Raw genomic sequence first — 17,765 nt, forward strand, 5'->3', positions numbered from 1 at the left:
CATGTCGCCACGAACCATGGCGGAACAAGGGCTTTCACCAAAGCGTGAAGCGGAAACGCACAGGCTTCTGGCCTGGTATGACCGGCACCGTCGCGATCTGCCCTGGCGGGCAAAGCCGGGCCAAGTCCCTGATCCTTATCATGTCTGGCTTTCCGAGATCATGCTGCAGCAGACGACGGTGGCGACGGTCGCGAGCTATTACCGTAAGTTCTTGGAGCTATGGCCGACGGTCGAGGCGCTGGCGGCGGCCCCCCGCGAGGAGGTGCTGAAGGCCTGGGCTGGGCTGGGCTACTATGCCCGCGCCCGCAATCTCCATGCCTGCGCCAAGGTCGTCGCCGAGGAATTGGGCGGCCGCTTCCCCGACACGCAAGAGGCTTTAGGCGCCCTGCCGGGCATTGGCCCCTATACCGCCGGCGCCATTGCGGCCATCGCCTTCGACCGCCGAGCGGCCGCTGTCGACGGCAATGTCGAGCGCGTCATGGCGCGGTTTCATGCCATCGAGACGCCCTTGCCCGACGCCAAGCCGCGCATCCGCGCGCTCACGGCCGCGATGGTGCCCGAGCGCCGCACCGGCGATTTCGCCCAGGCGCTCATGGACCTCGGCGCCACCATCTGCACGCCAAAGCGCCTCAATTGCATGATCTGTCCGTGGACGGAGGAATGCGCCGGCAGGCGTGCCGGCATCGCCGATGAATTGCCGCGCCGCAAGGAGAAGGCCGAGCGCCCTCGCCGTAAGGGCGTCGCCTTCTGGGTCGAGCGCGACGACGGCAAGGTCCTGCTGCGCGAGCGGCCGGACAAGGGACTTCTCGGCGGCATGATGGAGATCCCCTCGACCGAGTGGACTGCCCGGGGTTCAACTCATCCGGAAGCCGAGGCCCCCCTTGCCGCGGCTTGGCAGAGGACGGGCAAGCGGATAGAGCACACATTCACGCATTTCCATCTGACGCTCGACATCTGGCGGGCACGGATCAGCCTGGAGGCGCCCCTCCCAGCGCGTGATTATCGCTGGGTGCCGGCCGCGACACTGAACGAAGAAGCGCTGCCCTCGGTCATGCGCAAGATCGTTACAGAGGTCACGAGCCGAAGAACTTCTCGACGATGATCACGTCGCGCCACTCGCCATCGAGCTTGGCGTGCTTCTCATAGGTGCCTATTTCACGGAAGCCCAAGGATTTGAGCAAGCCGCGGCTGGCGTGGTTTTCGGGAAAGATGCGGGAAACAAGTTTCCACCAGCCTCGCTTCCTGGCGTCGGCAATGAGCGCTTCCATGGCAGCGCGGCCATAGCCTTGTCCGCGCCCCTCGCGGGCAACATAGACCGAGAATTCGCGCACGCCGTCGTAGCAGGGCCGTGTGCGATAGGGAAAGGCCGCGGCGTAAGCGAGGATGCGATCTCCTTCGCCTGCTCCGAATACCGGATGGCCCTGGGCGAACCATGGGGCGATCTGCTGCGCCGAGCGCGGCTCCGTTTCGAAGGTCGCGCTGCGATCTTCCATGCCCTGATTGTAGATTTCCGCGATGCGTTCGGCGTCTTCCGGTGAACAGGCGCGGACGAAGCGGGCCACGGCTCAATCGGCTTCGGCCATCTCGCTGCGCACCTGCTGGCGCAGGAGATCGATCGGGATCAGCGTCTTTCCCTTGCGCAGATGCCAGAAAGTCCAGCCATTGCAGGCTTCCGCTCCTTGCACATGGGCACCGATCTTGTGGATCGAGCCCGAGGCGTCGCGGCAGGCGATCGAGCCGTCGGCCCTGACCTTGGCGGCGACGCGCTGCGTCGGGTCGCAGAGCGTGTCACCGGCCTTGACCAGGCCGCGCTCGATGAGCGAGCCGAAGGGGATGCGGGGCTCGGCGCGCTTGCCGGTCGAGACCTTCAAGGCCTCGGGTGGCAATGTTTCCGTCTCACCGATGCGCGTCTTGGCCGCCTTGGCATAGGTTTTCTCGCGCTCGATGCCGATGAAATGCCGGCCGAGCTGCTTGGCGACGACGCCGGTGGTGCCCGATCCGAAGAACGGGTCGAGGATGAGATCGCCCGGATTGGAGGACGAGAGCAGCACGCGCCGGAGCAGGGCTTCGGGCTTCTGGGTCGGATGCAGCTTGTCGCCCTTGCTGTCCTTGAGCCGTTCAGGTCCGGCGCAGATCGGCAGGAGCCAGTCGGAGCGCATCTGCAGCTCCTCATTGAGCGCCTTCATCGCATCATAGTTGAAGGTGTAGCGCGAGGCCTGCTCGCGGCTCGCCCAGATCAGCGTCTCATGAGCATTGGTGAAGCGCCGGCCGCGGAAATTCGGCATCGGGTTGGTCTTGCGCCAGATCACGTCATTGAGGATCCAGAAGCCGAGATCCTGAAGCAGCGTGCCGACACGGAAGATGTTGTGATAGGAGCCGATCACCCACAAAGCGCCGTCGGGTTTGAGCACGCGCCGGCATTCCTTGAGCCAGGCGTTCGTGAAGGCGTCATAGTCGGTGAAGGAGGCGAACTTGTCCCATTCGTCATCGACCGCATCGACCTTGCTCTGGTCGGGGCGGTGCAGGTCGCCATTGAGCTGGAGATTATAGGGCGGGTCGGCGAAGACGAGATCGACCGACCCGGATGGGATCTTGGCCAGCTCGACCAGGCAGTCGCCGATCAGCACCGTATCGTAAAGCGGCTTCAGATCAGGCCGCGACTCGAACCCCATGGACCACCCCAGAACCAACGCAACACACTCGACAGAATCCTTTATGAATCAAAGGGATTCGCGGGTGAATCGGCTTCTGGGGAAATGGTTAACGACGCATCGAGCGGGAGAGTTTCAGTCAATCCGATGAGCGGCTTAGCCCAAATACCGCGTGGCCGCCTCATAGAGGATGCGGATGGGCTCGAAGGAGCGGCGGTGATGCACCGAGGGCCCGAGGCGGCTCAAGGCCGCCTGATGCTCGGGCGTGCCATAGCCCTTGTGCTGGGCGAAGCCATAGCCCGGGCATTCGCGGTCGAGGTCGATCATCATCCGGTCGCGGGTGACCTTGGCGACAATGGAGGCGGCGGCGATCGACAGGCACTGGCCGTCGCCTTCGATGATGGTCTCGGTGATACAGGTGAGCTTGGGCGCGCGGTTGCCGTCGACGAAGGCGAGGTGCGGCGCCCGCTTGAGGCCGGCGACCGCCTGGATCATCGCCGCATAGGTGGCCTGAAGGATATTGTCGCGATCGATCAGCGTCACATCGGATATGCCGACGCCGACCTCGGCGACCGAGAGGATAACGTCATAGAGCTCTTCGCGCTTCTCGGGCGTGAGCTTCTTCGAGTCGTTGACGCCGAGCGGCAGGACGTCGGGATTGAGGATCACCGCCGCGGCGACGACCGGGCCGGCCCAGGGACCGCGCCCGGCTTCATCGATGCCGGCGACGCAAGCATGACCCCGCGCAAGAGCAGCACGCTCGAAATCGAAATGCGGAAAAACCGAATCAGCACGGCTCATGCCGCCAGTCTGGCGACCGCAGCGTAGAGGTCAATTCCGGCGTTTCAGCCATCCAAATGGAACTCTCGATCGTCTCGCAATGTGACACATCATTATTGCAATAATTATCTATTTTAGATATAATAGACAATATGAAAGTAACATCGACCGAGTTCCAGCAGAATGTGGGGCGCTATCAGGACGCGGCCCAACGGGAGCCTGTTGCCATTACGAAGAATGGTCGCACTCACACGGTCCTCATGTCTGCGGCATTTTTTGAGATGGTAATAAAGGGCCGTATTGCGCGGAAGATCGAGGACCTTGACGATGATACGCTGAGGGCGATCAGCACCAGCACTGTGCCCGCCGAATTCGCAGAACTCGATAAGCTCATCGAAGACTGGAAACCGTGAGCCTACCGAAGCCACGGCCAGGCTTGGTGATTTCCTATTCATATCTATGGGCAAGAGAACACAGCCAAGGCGCGGAAGATGGTCGCAAAGATCGTCCCTGCGCCATAATTGCCGCTCGTCAAGTTATTGCGGGCAGGGAAGTTGTCACGGTTGTGCCAGTGACCCACGCGGCTCCGCTTGATCCAGCAGACGCGGTCGAGCTGCCGGTCGCCCTGAAAGCGCATCTCGGCTTGGATGATGCGCCATCATGGATAGTCGTCACGGAAACCAATGACTTCCTGTGGCCCGGTCCAGATTTGAAGCCTGTTCCCCACTCGACATCGCGTCGTCTCGACTATGGTATGCTGCCGCCCCGGTTCTTCGCTCATTTGCGCGAACGAATTCTGCACGCCCATCACACCCGACGGCTGCAGCGAGTCCCTCGCACCGAGTGATCCGTTTTCTCACTACTTCGGCCAGGCGGCAAAGATCGCGTTGAGTTCCCCATGCGGCGTCGCCTGCTCGGCGAAGCTGAAGGTGCCCTTCGTCTGCACCTCGCGCGCGGCTGCCAGGAAGGCCCCGAGCGCTGCCCGGGTGAAGGCGCTGCCGACGCTGATGCGCTTGACGCCGAGCTGGGTCAGGTCCTCGACGCTGAGCGGGGTGCCCTGCAGGCCCATCACCACATTGACCGGCTTGTCGACTTCCTTGACAACGGTCTCGATATCGTCCGGGCGCGTCAGTCCGGGCGCATAAAGCACATCGGCGCCAGCATCCTGGAAGGCCTGCAGCCGCATGATCGTGTCGGCAAGATTAGGCCGGTCACACAGGAAATTTTCTGCGCGCGCGGTGAGCGTGAAGGTGAAGGGAAGGCTTCTTGCCGCCTGCGCCGCGGCAGCAACCCGCGCAACCGCAGCGTCGAAATCATAGATCGGGTCGTCGTTGCGCCCGGTCCAGTCCTCGATCGATCCGCCGACGACACCGACTTCGGCAGCAAGTAGGATCGTTCTGGCGCAGTCTTCGGGCGCATCGCCGAAACCGCCTTCGAGGTCGGCCGAAACCGGCAGGCTCGTCGCCTGCGCGATCTGGCGCGCATTCTCGAGATGCTCTGCGCCGGTGACGGCACCTGTGCCGTCGGGCTTGCCGATGGTGAAGGCGAAGCCCGCGCTCGTCGTCGCAATTGCCGGGAAGCCCAGGTTCTGCAGGAGCCTGGCGCTGCCCGCGTCCCAGGCATTGGGGATGACGAAGGCGCCGGGCTCCTCATGCAAAGCCGCGAATGTCCTGCCCTTTTCGGCTTGAGAGATCATGATTACCCCTCTTTAGAAAAGCTTGAGTTGTTCTCCTGGCATGGGCGGCCGCCGGAAATCGTCGGTAGCCAGCTGACGGCGCACCCGATTGTAGCCGAGCCTCTGCGCCGCCATCTCGAAACGCCGTCCGATCGACCAGGCATAGGGACCCGTGCCGGTGAAGCGCCGGCCGAAAGTGGCGTCGTTCTCCTTGCCCTGGCGCGTCTGCCGGATGAGCGACATCACGCGCGCCGCGCGATCGGGCAGCGCCGTACAGAGCCACTCCTTGAAGATGTCCCTGACTTCGAGCGGAAGTCTCAGTACGACATAGCCCGCCTCGCGGGCACCCGCCGCGTAGGCGGCCTTGAGGATGTTCTCGATCTCGCTGTCATTGAGGCCCGGGATGATCGGTGCCGACATCACGACGGTGGGCACGCCCGCTTTCGACAGGGCCTCGATGGTGCCGAGCCGCTTCGGCGGCGTGGCGGCGCGCGGCTCCATGGTGCGCGCGAGCTTGGGATCGAGCGTCGTCACCGAGACCGCGACCTTCACCAGATTGCGCTTCGCCATGTCGGCGAGGATGTCGAGATCGCGCAGGACCAGCGCCGATTTGGTGACGATGCCGACGGGGTGGTTGAACTCCGACAGCACCTCGAGGATCTGCCGCGAGATGCGGTAGTCGCGCTCGATCGGCTGATAGGGATCGGTATTGGCGCCGAGTGCTATGGTCATCGGCTCGTAATTCGGGTTCGACAGTTCAGCGCGCAACAATTGCGCCGCATTCGTCTTGGCGAAAAGCTTGCTCTCGAAATCGAGACCGGGCGACAGGCCCATATAGGCGTGGGTGGGCCGCGCATAGCAATAGGAACAGCCATGCTCGCAGCCGCGATAAGGATTGATCGACTGCCGGAAGGAGATATCGGGCGAATCGTTGGTGGTGATGATCTTCTTCGGCGTTTCCTCGAACACCGTCGTCTTGAGCGGCGGCAGCTCTTCGAGCGTCTGCCAGCCGTCGTCGAACACCGTGGTGCCGTGCTTCTCGTAGCGTCCCGGCATATTGAGAAGAGCGCCACGACCGCGCTGCTGCTGCGGCAAGGTCGCATAGCGGCCACCCCCCAAGGCGGAGGGGTCAAGGCCCGACGTCTGCCGTCTGTCGATGAGCGTGGTCATGCGAGTACATATAGGCGTTCTCCATGAACAAATCAAGAACGGATAAAAATCAGGCTATGGCTTGGGCGTGGCGATGACGTCCTTGAGCTCGGGATAGTTGCCGGTGATCCGGTCGAACTCGCCCGCCTTCGCCACTTCCTTGATGGCGGCGTCGAGCTTGGTCTTGAGGTCCTTGTCGCCCTTGCGGATGCCGGCGCCGATGCCTTCGCCGACCACGGAAGGGTCGTCGACATTGGTCTTGTATTCGCAGCAGGCGAGGCCCGCTTCCGATTTGACGAAGCCCGTCATCACCGCAGCGCTGCCGATCGCATAGTCGATCCGGCCCGAGCCGATGTCCTGGTTCACTTCATCCTGGGTGCCATAGGTTTTGATCTCGACGCCGGCGGGCTTGTATTTCTCTTCGGCATATTTGGACGAGACGGTGCCGCCCTGAACCCCGATGGTCTTGCCGGCAAGACGCTTTGGGCTGACGTCGAGGTCGCCATTCTTGGGTCCGACGATGAACAAGGTGGTGCGGTAATAGCTCATGGAGAAATCGATGACTTCACGGCGCTTCGGATTGATGACCATGGCGCTCCAGATCACATCGATGGTCCTCGCCTGCAGCGCCGGGATGATTCCGTCCCAGGCCACTTCGACATAGTCGCATTTCTCCTTCATCGCCTTGCAGACGGCTTCGATGGCTTCGACCTCCCAGCCCACCCATTTGCCTGCGGCATCTTTGGAGCTGAAGGGCGGGAAAGGTTCGGCGGCGAAGCCGATCTTGAGCTCGGCACGGGCAAGACCTGTCTGCAGCGCCATGAAGCAGGCGGTCAGGACAAGTGCCTTGATCATCTTATGCATTTGTCGGCTCCAGAAGGGATCGCGAATGAGCTGCACTATGCCGGCCGATCACGTTAAACCGCACTTGCCGTGACCGGATTCATCATACGGCAGAATTTAATCAGATGCCGCCTTGTAAATGACATTATCTCTACGGGTGGTTAAATCGTCGAGGGCCGTCGTGTGATCGGATGGAAGCCGGCGAGGCGATCGTTTTGTTAAGGAAAATAAAGGGTTTCAACCCTTGCGCCGCTGCCATTTGCCCGACGCAGCTCGTCGAGGCGCAACCGTGGGTTCGACGTTATTTCTCCTCGCGCTCTGGCCTCTGCGAAGCCGAGGCTTCGCTTCGGCGCAGCAAGCTTGCTCGGCGCGACCTCACGCCCCAACGGAACAGCAGCCAGCCTATGACCAGCGGCAGCAAGCCAAGCGGTATCCAGAAAGGCGCCATTTCCTGAAGGGCGCTCCCGATGCGGTTCGGTTCACTGACCATCAGAAAGAGCACGATAAGCGTGCAGCCGCCGCCGAAAAGGAGAAGCAGCACGCCGAAGATGATGAGGACAATGTGCATTGTGCGACCCTCAGGTTCCGACCTTGTTCGACGCCAACCCCAGCGACCTTGCCATCCTCGCTCGCGCCGCTTCATCGCGGTAGAACATGTTGTAGGTCTCGAACGGGATGATCTGTCCCGTGGGCGTCACGAAATGGATGCAGGAGCGCTTTACGCGCGACAGGCAGAAATTGTGGCGATCCATGAATTCGACGATGGCGACACGAAAGATATTCTCATAGCCCATGCCTTCCGGCATCGGCACTTCCGGCAAGCAGCAGAGCAGTGCCGCGAGCTTCTCCGGATTGTTGCACTCGGCCGTCGCCAGCGAGAAGAAGTCCAGCACCTGCCGGTGCAGTTCCGGATATTTCTCGAACGTGATGGCATTGGGCAAGGCCTCGACCAGCATGTCCCTCGGAAAGAAGGAAGTGATCGGCGCTATCTGTCGGCCTTTCCTGAGGGCGTAGCCGATGGCGATGGATTCGGGGTTGCACGGCAGCGGAATGATGTCGCCGGCTCCGAACGGCGTTCCCGCCTCGATGATTCTGCGCCGGATGTCGGAGAGCACGATGCGGTCGGTCGCGGGATCGAAATCCTCGTTGCGGCCGGCATCCTGGATGGGCTGGAAGGTGATGCCGCGCACGCACCGCCATTGCAGGGCGAAATGGATGATTTCGCCCAGTTCGTCGTCATTCACGCCATTCTTCACGACGGCGACGAGAGTGGTCGAGATCGCCTCCCGTTCGAGGGCCTCGAGCGCCTCTTTCCGGATCCGGGTGAGGTCGGCTCCGCGCAGCTCCTTGTGCGCGGACGCGCGCAGCGAATCGAACTGGAGATAGATCTCGAAGCCGGGCTTGAAGGCGGCGAGGCGCTTGGCGAAATCCGGCTCCTGGGCAATGCGGATGCCGTTGGTGTTGAGCATGATGTGCCGGATGGGGCGCCGTTTCGCCGCTTCGATGATCTCGATGATCTGCGGATGGATGGTGGGCTCGCCGCCCGATAGCTGAAGGAGATCGGGCTCGCCCTCGCTCGCGACCAGCGCGTCCATCATGCGCTCGATCTCGGCCAACGGGCGGTGCGCCGTCCGGTGCACGGAGGAATCGGCAAAGCAGACGGGGCAGGTGAGATTGCAGGTCTCGTTCACGTCGATGAGGGCGAGGCAGGAATGCTGCTCGTGATCGGGACAGAGGCCGCAGTCATAGGGACAGCCGAGCTCCGTGCGGGTCTGCGCCGTGAGCGGCCGGTCGCCGGGCTTCAGGTAATCGTGGCAGAGCTTGTAATATGCGGCATCGGTCGAGACGAGCGTCTTCTCGACGCCATGCGTCTTGCAGCGCTTGAGATAATAGACGCGGTTTCCCTCGATGATGATCTTGGCGGGGACCAGCGCCATGCACACGCCGCACATCGAGGTCGTCTGGCCGTAGAAGATGTAGGGCGCTATCTTGCGAAGCGGGGCATTCATGGCCTGTGCACCGCTCCCTCCGCCTGCGTTCTGCCGATCATAATGACGGAATAGATCACAAGTCCACCGCAGATGAAATGGAAGAGGTTGAAGGGGCCTAGCACCGTTCCATAGGGCTTGAGGAATTCCCAGAGAAAGCGCTGCCCGGCATAGACGAGCACCATCGCGTAAAAGCCGCAGCGCAGGAACCACGCGTCCCGTCTGCCGATGAGAATGAGGGCCACCACGAGGAATAAGGCCATGGTGAAGGACTCATAAAGCTGCACCGGATGGCGCATGACGCCGTCACCGAAGTCGTGGCCCCAGGGAAGTGCCGTGGGTGTGCCATAGGTCTCGTCCCCCAGGCCAGAAAGAAAACAGCCCCAGCGGCCCACTGCGACGCTCGTGGCGAAGGCCGCTACGAAGATGAGTCCCGTCGATCCCGTTATGCCTTTCTTCCACTTGTAGAGCTCGACGCCGGCGATGGCGCCGGCCAGCGCACCAACGATGCTGCGACCGGCGCCGGCGAGTCCCGAGAGCCAGAGATTGAGCGTGCCCGCGCCAAAGCCGCCGATGACGGCGCCGGCGATGAGCGCCACGGCATAGAAGAGGCCCGCGCTTTCGATCCGCGCCGCGGCATGGGAAAGCCGCCAGCGATAGACGACAAGGGTCATGCCCGTGGCCGCCAGCGCCGCGACAAGATCGAACGCGGTATGGACCGTCGTGCCCGAGGCGCTCTCGATGATCACTTCGCCTCAGCCCTTGCGCCGCTGCATGTGCTCGGCGAGCCGCGGCATGATCTCGACGAAGTTGCACGGCATGTGCCGGTAGTCGAGCTGGCTCTTGAGGATGCCGTCCCAGCCATCGCGGCAGGCGCCAGGCGATCCCGGCAGGCAGAAGATGTATTTGCCCTTGGCCACACCCGCGGTGGCCCGCGACTGCACCGTCGAGACGCCGATCTTCTGGAAGGAGATCATGTGGAAGGCGGTGCCGAACCCCTCTATCTCCTTCTCGAACAGGCCGCGCATCGCCTCGACCGTCACATCGCGCCCGGTGAGCCCTGTGCCCCCGGTCGAGATGACGACATCGACATCCTCGCGCTTGAGCCATTTGCGCACCTGGGCGCGGATCGCGCGGATGTCGTCCTTGACGATCCGGCGGTCGCTCAAGTTGTGCCCGGCCTCGGCGATCCGCTCGGCGAGCACGCCGCCCGACTTGTCGGTCTCAGGCGTACGCGTGTCCGACACAGTGAGCACCGCGATGCGCACCGGAACGAACGGACGGTCTTGCCGGGCTTCGGCCATGTCAGCGCCGCTCGAAGGGTGACGCACCATTCTCCCTCCACCGCGCGAAGCGCGGGGAGGGAGAACGCCCGAAGGGCGGCCGGGTGGGGTGTCTCCGCCCGGAGGTACTCAACGATCGGCTTAAGCAGCTTGCAAATGCCTTCCTTGAGAGATCTTTCTTGTGGGGACACCCCACCCGTCGCGCGTTCCGCGCGCCACCCTCCCCGCCTTCGGCGGCGGCGGGAGATTTCGTCGTAGCATTAGTGGGCATCGCTGTTGAGCTTCTGCTTGAGGGACAGGAAATCGCGCCAGGCGAGACGCTTCTGCGCCGGCTGGCGCAGCAGATAGGCGGGATGCAGCGTCGCCAGCAAAGGGATGCTGCCGTGGCCGGCAGCGAAGTCGAACCAGCGGCCTCTGAGCTTCAATATGCCTTCCGATTTGCCGATCAGGCGCTGCGTCGGCGTGGCGCCGAGGCAGACGAGGAGGCGCGGCTGCTTGATCTCGATGGCGCGCTTGAGGAAGGGCAGGCACATGAGGGTTTCCTGGTCGGTCGGCGTGCGGTTGCCGGGCGGCCGCCAGAAGATGACATTGGAGATGTAGACGGAGGTCTCAGGCGTCTCGCCGCGACGCGACAGGCCGATCGCCTGCAGCATGCGGTCGAGGAGCTGGCCGGAGCGGCCGACGAAGGGCTTGCCCTGGATGTCTTCGTCGCGGCCAGGCGCTTCGCCGATGAGCATCACTTGCGCTTGCGGGTTGCCGTCGGCGAAGCACAGATTGGTCGCGGTCTTCTTGAGCGGGCAGGCGTCGAAACGCATGAGCGCCTGCTCGATCTCGGCGAGCGTACCGCATTCGGCCGCCATTTGTGCGGCATCGCTTGTTCCCGAGGACTGCGCGGGAAGCGGGCCGCCGCGGAACTCTCCGATGACCGTTTGGGGCCGGAGGATCGGGGCGGGGGCGGGCTTCCTGGCCTCGGGCTCAGGCTTTGGCTTGGGCGCGACGAGCCGGTTCACCGGCCGATCGCCGATGATCTCGTCCGCTCCCATCTCGACCAGCCATTCGATCATGGCCGCTGCTTCAGCTGCCTTCATGTCGCACTCAGCGTTCCCGATGTCTTAAAGGGTGGCTTGCGCCCCTGCCTCTTGCCACTATAACAGGCCGGAAACCATCGTAGCCATAGAAGGTTATGCGAAAAGCAAGGGCCGGTCGCGCAGGCGAAGCCGGTTGAAATTGGGAGACGAGAGACTGTGGAAGACGTCCAGCGCGAAGCCATGGAATATGACGTCGTCATCGTGGGCGCGGGGCCCGCGGGGCTTGCCGCCGCGATCCGGCTGAAGCAGCTCGCAGCGGTTGCCGGCCAGGAGGTCTCGGTCTGTGTCCTCGAAAAGGGCTCGGAGGTCGGCGCCCATATTCTCTCCGGCGCCGTGGTCGATCCGATCGCGCTCAACGAGCTCATTCCCGACTGGAAGGAGAAGGGGGCGCCGCTCACCACCGAGGTCAACGAAGACCGCTTCTATGTCCTGGGTCCGCAGGGCGCTGTGCGCCTGCCCAATATCATGATGCCGCCGCTCATGAACAACCACGGCAACTATGCCGTCTCGCTCGGCAATGTCTGCCGCTGGCTGGCGCAGCAGGCCGAAGCCTTGGGCGTCGAGATCTATCCGGGCTTCGCCTGTTCCGAGGTGCTCTATCGCGAGGACGGTTCCGTCAGGGGCGTCGTCGCGGGCGTCTTCGGCATCGCCAAGGATGGATCGCGCAAGCCCGATTTCCAGCCCGGCATGGAGCTCCTCGGCAAATATGTATTCATTGCCGAAGGCGTGCGCGGCTCGCTCGCCAAGGAGATCATCGCGAAGTTCAGTCTCTCGGCCGGCAAGGAGCCGCAGAAATTCGGCCTCGGCATGAAGGAGCTGTGGGAGGTGCTGCCCGAGAAGCACAAGCCCGGGCAGGTCACGCATACGATGGGCTGGCCGCTCGGTCTCAAGGCGGGCGGCGGCTCGTTCATGTACCACCTCGAGAACAATCTCGTGTCGATCGGCTTCGTCGTACACCTCAACTACGACAATCCGCATCTTTATCCCTACATGGAGTTCCAGCGCTTCAAGCATCATCCCTTGATCGAGCCGGTGCTGCGCGGCGGGCGGCGCATCGCCTATGGCGCGCGCGCCATCACCGAGGGCGGCCTGCAGTCGGTGCCAAAGCTCTATTTCCCCGGCGGCGTGCTGATCGGCTGCTCGGCGGGCTTCGTCAATGTGCCGCGCATCAAAGGCTCGCACAATGCGATGAAGACCGGGATGCTGGCGGCCGAGGCGGCCTTCAAGGCGATCAAGGCCGGCCGCGCCGGCGATGAGCTCGCCGACTATGAGAAGGCTTACGAGAAATCCTGGGTCTATAAGGATCTGAGCCGGGTGCGCAATGTGAAGCCGATGTGGTCGAAGCTCGGCCTTATCGGCGGGCTGGCGCTGGGCGGCGCCGATATGTGGCTCAACCAGCTCTTCGGCTTCGGCCTCGGCACCTGGAAGCACGGCAAGCCCGATTACGCGACGCTGAAGCCTGCCTCCGAGATGAAGCCGATCGACTATCCCAAGCCCGACGGCGTCATTTCCTTCGACCGGCTCACCAATGTGGCTTTCTCGGCGACCAATCACGAAGAGGACGAGCCGCCGCATCTCAAGCTCATCAATCCGACGGTGCCGATCGCGGTCAACCTGCCCAAATGGGCCGAGCCCGCCCAGCGTTATTGCCCGGCCGGCGTCTATGAGGTGGTGGGTGAGGAAGGCAAGGATGCGCGCTTTCAGATCAACCACCAGAACTGCGTGCACTGCAAGACCTGCGACATCAAGGATCCCTCGCAGAACATCAACTGGGTGGTGCCGCAAGGCGGCGAAGGCCCCAATTATCCGAACATGTAGATCTAGGAAAAGACTGCGATTCTTCTTCGCGCGCCTTCAGCGCCATTTAGCCAAGGCGCTAAAGATGCGGGCGACAATGCCCGATTGCCTAAAACTTTAATTAAACCGGCAAGGTCTGTGGAACGGTCTTTGCATAGCTTGCCCCGCAGGCGAAGAGCGCCTCGCGACCGGGACAGCCATGAGACATCACCTGAAGGCCATGACAATCAAAGGCAGCGCGCTGCGGCGGCGCTTCACCAGCGACGCGCGGGGCAATGTCGCCGTCATCACAGCTCTTGCCGCCATTCCGCTGTGTGCGGCCGGAGGCGTTGCCATCGATTATTCGCATGCGAGTTTCGTGCGTTCATACCTGCAGGCCGAGGCCGATGCCGCGGCCCTTGGCGCCGCCGTCGGCGGGCCCTCGGCCAATGATGCGACATGGGCGACGGCAGCGGAGGGGCACACGAAATCGCGATTTGGAGCGGGCGTCAGCGACGTCTCCGTTCAGGGCAAATGGCTGTCGGCCACGGATTTCGGCGTCGATGCGAGCGCCACCGTGCCCGTGTCGCTGCTCGCGGCCGTGCCCGGCTTCTCCAAGACGATGAAAGTGAGCGTCGCTGCGGTGGCCCGCTATGCCGAGCCGGTGCTCGAATACAAGCCGCCCGTTCTCACCGACCTCAATCCGGATGCCGCCGACTACAACCGCGTCTCTGTCTATTGCTTCAACAGCGAGAAGAAAAAGGCGTCCGAGAGGCGGACGAAGATGACGGCCGTCGCCGACAACGCCTTGACGAAATACAACTACACAATGCCGGAATGCGGACCCAAGGAAACCCTGAGCTTCCGTCTCCACAATGTGCGCAACGCGCGGACCCAGAAGTCGAAATGGGATGATCCGAAGGCGGAGCACTACGACTATTACACCGACACGGTCATCACCGGCGGCAAGGAAAGCTACGCTCTCGAGTACAGCCTGCTCGAAACCGTGCTCTGCGACAGCCGGAGCGCCTGCCAGCTCCCGAAGGATGGCGGCACGCTTCCGGAAGGTCCGAACCGGACGCCGGATAATAGTAAGACGGGCGCCTGCGCGCCTGGAAAGTTCCTCTATTACGGTTGGGAAGACCGCCCGCCCGAGAAGGGCGGCTCCGACCGCGACTACAACGATATCCGGATCGTCATGGAATGCCCGACGGTGAAGGCCGGCGGCACTGAAAAGGTGGCGCTGATCAAATAGCCGCCAGCGCGACGGCGTCGATATCAAGCAAGTGACCCTCTCCACCACCTCAGGTCGGCTTGCATCCTGGGGGCGTTTCCTGGCGAAATGCCCCCTTTTTCTTGGGGTTTGCCGCCCTATGCTCGCAATGCCCCTTGCGGCAATCGTGAAAAAACCTCATTTTATGTCCTGAATCGCCAGCCTTAGCCCTGATGCGATCGGAAAGAGTTCCGCTTTAATGATCAAGACCTTGCACCGGATGCTGCCGGCCCTGGCCGCTGGCCTCGTCATCTTTGCCGCCCTTCCCGCGAATGCGGGTTATGAAGAACTCGACATCGAGGGGAGCTCGCTTTCCGGCAGCTATCTGGCGGGCCGTTTCGCCGGCAAGCAGCGCGACATGGACGCCGCCGGCCAGTATTTCCAGCAGGCTCTGCGCGATGATCCCAACAATGCCGTGCTCATCGAGCGGGTCTTCGTCTTCGACCTGTCGGAAGGCAAGATCGCCAGCGCCGAGGACTATGCCGAGCGGGTCCTCTCCTTCAACAGCCAGCATCGCATGGCGCGTTTCGTGCTCGGCCTGCGCGATGTCAGGCTGAAGCGCTATCAGCGGGCGCGCGAGAACTTCAAGAAGGCGGCCTATACGCCGATCGGCGAGCTGACCTCGGCACTCCTCTCCGCCTGGACCTATGCCGCCCAGGGCAACCAGGCGGCGGCCTTCAACGCGCTCGACAAGCTCGACCAGAACGAGTCGCTCGAGAATTTCAAAGCCTATCACGGCGCCCTCATCGCCGATTATCTCGGCACCTCCTTGCGCGCCGAAAGCTTCTACAAGAAGGCCTATGCCCAGGCCGGCAATTCGTTGCGCGTCGTCCAGGCCTATGGCAACTATCTCGAGCGCAACGGGCACAAGGACGAGGCGCGCAAGATCTATGAGCAGTTCCTCTCGACGGCCGAGAAGAATCCGCTGGTAGGCCAGTCGCTCGACAATCTGAACAAGGGCGTCAAGCCGCAAGCTTTCATCAAGACACCGCAGGCCGGCATGAGCGAAGCGCTGTTCTCGGTGGCGAGCGCGCTCTCCGACGACCAGGGCCTCGATGTAGCGCTGGCCTATGCCCAGCTCGCTCTCTCCATCGACGGCGATCGCAACATCAACCTGACGCTGCTCGGCGACATCTATGAAAGCATGAACAGCTATCAGCGCTCGATCGATGCCTATGACGCAATCGAAAAGAACTCGGTGCTCAAGCCCAATGCCGAGCTCGAGGTCGCGGTCAACCTGCAAAGGCTCGAGAAGAAGGATGAGGCGAAGGCGAGGCTCAAGGCGCTGACCCAGGCGGACCCCAAGGACTACGAAGCGCTGGTGACGCTCGGCAATCTCTACCGCAACAACGAGGAATTCGCACCTGCGGCCGACACCTACAACGCGGCCATTGCTCTCCTCGGCGTGCCCACGCGCGACAACTGGACGGTCTTCTACTATCGCGGCATTTCCTTCGAGCGCACCAAGCAGTGGGACAAGGCCGAGGCCGATTTCCGCAAAGCCCTCCAGCTCGAGCCCGATCAGCCGATGGTGCTCAACTATCTCGGCTATTCGATGGTCGACAAGAAGCTCAATCTCAACGAGGCGATCGCGATGGTGCGCAAGGCGGTCGAGCTCAAGCCGAATGACGGCTATATCGTCGACAGCCTCGGCTGGGCGCATTTCCGCCTCGGCGAATATGAGGAGGCGGTCAAGCAGCTGGAGCGCGCCGTCGAGCTCAAACCTTCGGATCCGGTGATCGCCGATCATCTGGGCGATGCCTATTGGCGCGTCGGCCGCCAGCTCGAGGCCCGCTTCCAATGGCAGCATGCCAAGGACAACAAGCCCGAGCCCGAAGACCTGGCGCGCATCGACAAGAAGCTGAAAGAGGGGCTGGCCGACGAGCCGCCCGTGACTCCGGCGCAGAACAGCGCCGGCGGCAATAACGGCTGATATTTTGCCTCATACGGAGCTGGCGCCTGCCAAGGTCAACCTGGCGCTGCATGTGCTTGGCCGCAGAGACGACGGCTATCACGAGCTCGACAGCATCGTCGCCTTTGCCCAGGTCGCCGACCGCCTGACCTTCGAGGAGGCCCCCGACTGGCGCCTCGATATTGCGGGCCCCTTTGCGGAAGGTCTCGAGGCCGCGCCGGACAACCTGGTGCTGAAGGCCGCTCGTGCCTTTGCCGCGGCCTATCCGTCGCGCACCTACCGCATCAGGCTGGAAAAAAACCTGCCGATCGCTTCCGGCATCGGCGGCGGATCGGCTGACGCCGCCGCCTGCCTCAGGGCGCTCGCATCGCTCGCCGGCGTCAGCGATGATCTGGGGAAGCTCGCTTGCGGCCTTGGCGCCGATGTGCCGGTCTGCCTCGTCGGCAAGGCCTGCCGCATGCAAGGGATTGGCGAGCGCATCGACTTACTGGACGACATCGAGCCGATGCCGGCCGTGCTGGTCAATCCCGGCCTTGAGCTTGCGACCAGGGATGTTTTCGCGAGGCTTGCCTTGAAGCCCGGCGACAAGGCCTTTGCCGGCCTCACGACGCCCATGGATCTGGCCTCATGCCGCAACGACCTCACCGTGTCGGCGCTCGCTTCGGCGCCGGTCATCGGCCAGGTGATGGCGGGCTTGAGCGTCCAGGCCGGCTTGCGTTTCGCCCGCATGTCGGGATCGGGCGCGACGTGCTTTGGCATTTTCGCATCCCGGGAGGCGGCGAAGGAAGCGGCACGGCGCATTTCCCAGACTCATCCGCAATGGTGGGTCGTGCCGACCATGATCGGCTAAACGCTGCGCTCGCGCTTTTACTTACGTGGCGGAAGAGAAACCTCTACCTTTCTTTCCTCATCCTCTCGAAGCATCGGAGCGAAAATACAGCCGCTGGATGACCGCCATGATCAACGCCGTCGCCCAGCCGAAGATGATCCAGCCATTGACGGCCTCGAACGTAGCCAACACACGCCAGTCGGGTCCCAGTGTTATGTCGCCGTAACCGACGGTGGTGAATGTCACGATCGAGAAATAGAGCGCTTGCTCAAAGGTCGGCAAGGCTTGCTTCAGGTCGTAACAGATCGCCCACACCACCACGTCGAGAACAATCGGCAGCAGGAGATACAAAATCCAAATGACCGTCACGGCGGTCGGCCAGCGCGCCAGAATGGCAGGGTGGTGCTGCTCGATCGACCTGAACCGTCGCAGTCCAAAAGCCATGAAGAGCGCCTGGACGGCGATGGTAATGGCGATCAACAGGCCGGCGAGAAGCAGCTGGCGCAGCATGATAACCT

18 protein-coding genes are annotated in these 17,765 nt (G+C 62.7%); 6 read left to right on the plus strand and 12 right to left on the minus strand.

What is annotated here, in order from left to right:
* The first annotated feature begins 1 nt into the window (after position 1).
* Positions 2–1,102: an A/G-specific adenine glycosylase gene (mutY, locus tag DS839_RS18665; RefSeq protein WP_438816531.1), complete on the plus strand. Its 1,101-nt coding sequence runs from the start codon at positions 2–4 to the stop codon at positions 1,100–1,102.
* Here mutY and DS839_RS18670 read toward each other — a convergent pair.
* The 3 genes from DS839_RS18670 to rnhB all read right to left on the minus strand — a co-directional run bounded on the left by DS839_RS18670 (position 1,074) and on the right by rnhB (position 3,452).
* Positions 1,074–1,562 (minus strand): arsinothricin resistance N-acetyltransferase ArsN1 family A, encoded by a 489-nt coding sequence (locus DS839_RS18670; protein ID WP_119271957.1) that lies wholly within the window; start codon positions 1,560–1,562, stop codon positions 1,074–1,076. The genes mutY and DS839_RS18670 overlap by 29 nt on opposite strands.
* A gap of 3 nt (positions 1,563–1,565) precedes the next feature.
* The gene (locus DS839_RS18675; protein WP_119271958.1) at positions 1,566–2,672 is read right to left on the minus strand and encodes a site-specific DNA-methyltransferase; all 1,107 of its coding nucleotides are present in this window, start codon (positions 2,670–2,672) and stop codon (positions 1,566–1,568) included.
* A 135-nt stretch (positions 2,673–2,807) separates the two neighbouring features.
* Positions 2,808–3,452, minus strand: coding sequence for a ribonuclease HII (gene rnhB / locus DS839_RS18680; RefSeq protein WP_119271959.1), 645 nt, complete (start codon positions 3,450–3,452; stop codon positions 2,808–2,810).
* 131 nt (positions 3,453–3,583) lie between these two features.
* Here rnhB and DS839_RS18685 point away from each other — a divergent pair, with 131 nt between their 5' ends.
* On the plus strand, positions 3,584–3,844 hold the full coding sequence (locus DS839_RS18685) for a type II toxin-antitoxin system prevent-host-death family antitoxin (RefSeq protein WP_119271960.1): 261 nt from the start codon (positions 3,584–3,586) through the stop codon (positions 3,842–3,844).
* A 446-nt stretch (positions 3,845–4,290) separates the two neighbouring features.
* Here the strand turns inward: DS839_RS18685 and DS839_RS18695 are convergent, their stop codons facing one another.
* The 8 genes from DS839_RS18695 to DS839_RS18730 form a co-directional block, all read right to left on the minus strand.
* Positions 4,291–5,127, minus strand: coding sequence for an isocitrate lyase/PEP mutase family protein (locus DS839_RS18695; protein ID WP_119271962.1), 837 nt, complete (start codon positions 5,125–5,127; stop codon positions 4,291–4,293).
* Between the two features lie 12 nt (positions 5,128–5,139).
* Complete coding sequence (locus tag DS839_RS18700; RefSeq protein ID WP_119271963.1) at positions 5,140–6,276, minus strand: PA0069 family radical SAM protein; 1,137 nt, start codon at positions 6,274–6,276, stop codon at positions 5,140–5,142.
* 54 nt (positions 6,277–6,330) lie between these two features.
* On the minus strand, positions 6,331–7,119 hold the full coding sequence (locus DS839_RS18705) for a transporter substrate-binding domain-containing protein (protein WP_119271964.1): 789 nt from the start codon (positions 7,117–7,119) through the stop codon (positions 6,331–6,333).
* Between the two features lie 280 nt (positions 7,120–7,399).
* Positions 7,400–7,666 carry a hypothetical protein gene (locus DS839_RS18710; RefSeq protein ID WP_119271965.1) on the minus strand — a complete coding sequence of 89 codons (267 nt, stop codon included), beginning with the start codon at positions 7,664–7,666 and terminating at the stop codon, positions 7,400–7,402.
* Positions 7,667–7,676: 10 nt separating this feature from the next.
* A complete protein-coding gene (locus tag DS839_RS18715; protein WP_119271966.1) occupies positions 7,677–9,107 on the minus strand; it encodes a radical SAM protein in 1,431 nt (476 codons plus the stop codon).
* Positions 9,104–9,835, minus strand: a complete 732-nt coding sequence (locus tag DS839_RS18720) for a prolipoprotein diacylglyceryl transferase family protein (RefSeq protein ID WP_368911724.1) — start codon at positions 9,833–9,835, stop codon at positions 9,104–9,106. Before DS839_RS18720 ends, DS839_RS18715 begins: the two co-directional genes overlap by 4 nt.
* Before the next feature lie 6 nt (positions 9,836–9,841).
* On the minus strand, positions 9,842–10,390 hold the full coding sequence (gene moaB, locus DS839_RS18725; protein ID WP_119271967.1) for a molybdenum cofactor biosynthesis protein B: 549 nt from the start codon (positions 10,388–10,390) through the stop codon (positions 9,842–9,844).
* Between the two features lie 239 nt (positions 10,391–10,629).
* Positions 10,630–11,457: a uracil-DNA glycosylase gene (locus DS839_RS18730; RefSeq protein ID WP_119271968.1), complete on the minus strand. Its 828-nt coding sequence runs from the start codon at positions 11,455–11,457 to the stop codon at positions 10,630–10,632.
* Positions 11,458–11,637: 180 nt separating this feature from the next.
* On the opposite strand from DS839_RS18730, the gene DS839_RS18735 reads away from it, so the two are divergent.
* The 4 genes from DS839_RS18735 (at position 11,638) to DS839_RS18750 (ending at position 17,268) form a co-directional block, all read left to right on the plus strand.
* Positions 11,638–13,275, plus strand: a complete 1,638-nt coding sequence (locus tag DS839_RS18735) for an electron transfer flavoprotein-ubiquinone oxidoreductase (protein ID WP_368911739.1) — start codon at positions 11,638–11,640, stop codon at positions 13,273–13,275.
* A gap of 178 nt (positions 13,276–13,453) precedes the next feature.
* Positions 13,454–14,488, plus strand: a complete 1,035-nt coding sequence (locus DS839_RS18740; protein WP_119271970.1) for a pilus assembly protein TadG-related protein — start codon at positions 13,454–13,456, stop codon at positions 14,486–14,488.
* Positions 14,489–14,705: 217 nt separating this feature from the next.
* Positions 14,706–16,439 (plus strand): tetratricopeptide repeat protein, encoded by a 1,734-nt coding sequence (locus DS839_RS18745; protein WP_119271971.1) that lies wholly within the window; start codon positions 14,706–14,708, stop codon positions 16,437–16,439.
* 1 nt (position 16,440) lies between these two features.
* The gene (locus tag DS839_RS18750) at positions 16,441–17,268 is read left to right on the plus strand and encodes a 4-(cytidine 5'-diphospho)-2-C-methyl-D-erythritol kinase (RefSeq protein WP_119271972.1); all 828 of its coding nucleotides are present in this window, start codon (positions 16,441–16,443) and stop codon (positions 17,266–17,268) included.
* 57 nt (positions 17,269–17,325) lie between these two features.
* Here DS839_RS18750 and DS839_RS18755 read toward each other — a convergent pair whose 3' ends face one another.
* The gene (locus tag DS839_RS18755) at positions 17,326–17,757 is read right to left on the minus strand and encodes a potassium channel family protein (RefSeq protein ID WP_119271973.1); all 432 of its coding nucleotides are present in this window, start codon (positions 17,755–17,757) and stop codon (positions 17,326–17,328) included.
* Between the last annotated feature and the right edge of the window lie 8 nt (positions 17,758–17,765).

The sequence above is a fragment of the Taklimakanibacter deserti genome, assembly GCA_003574785.1.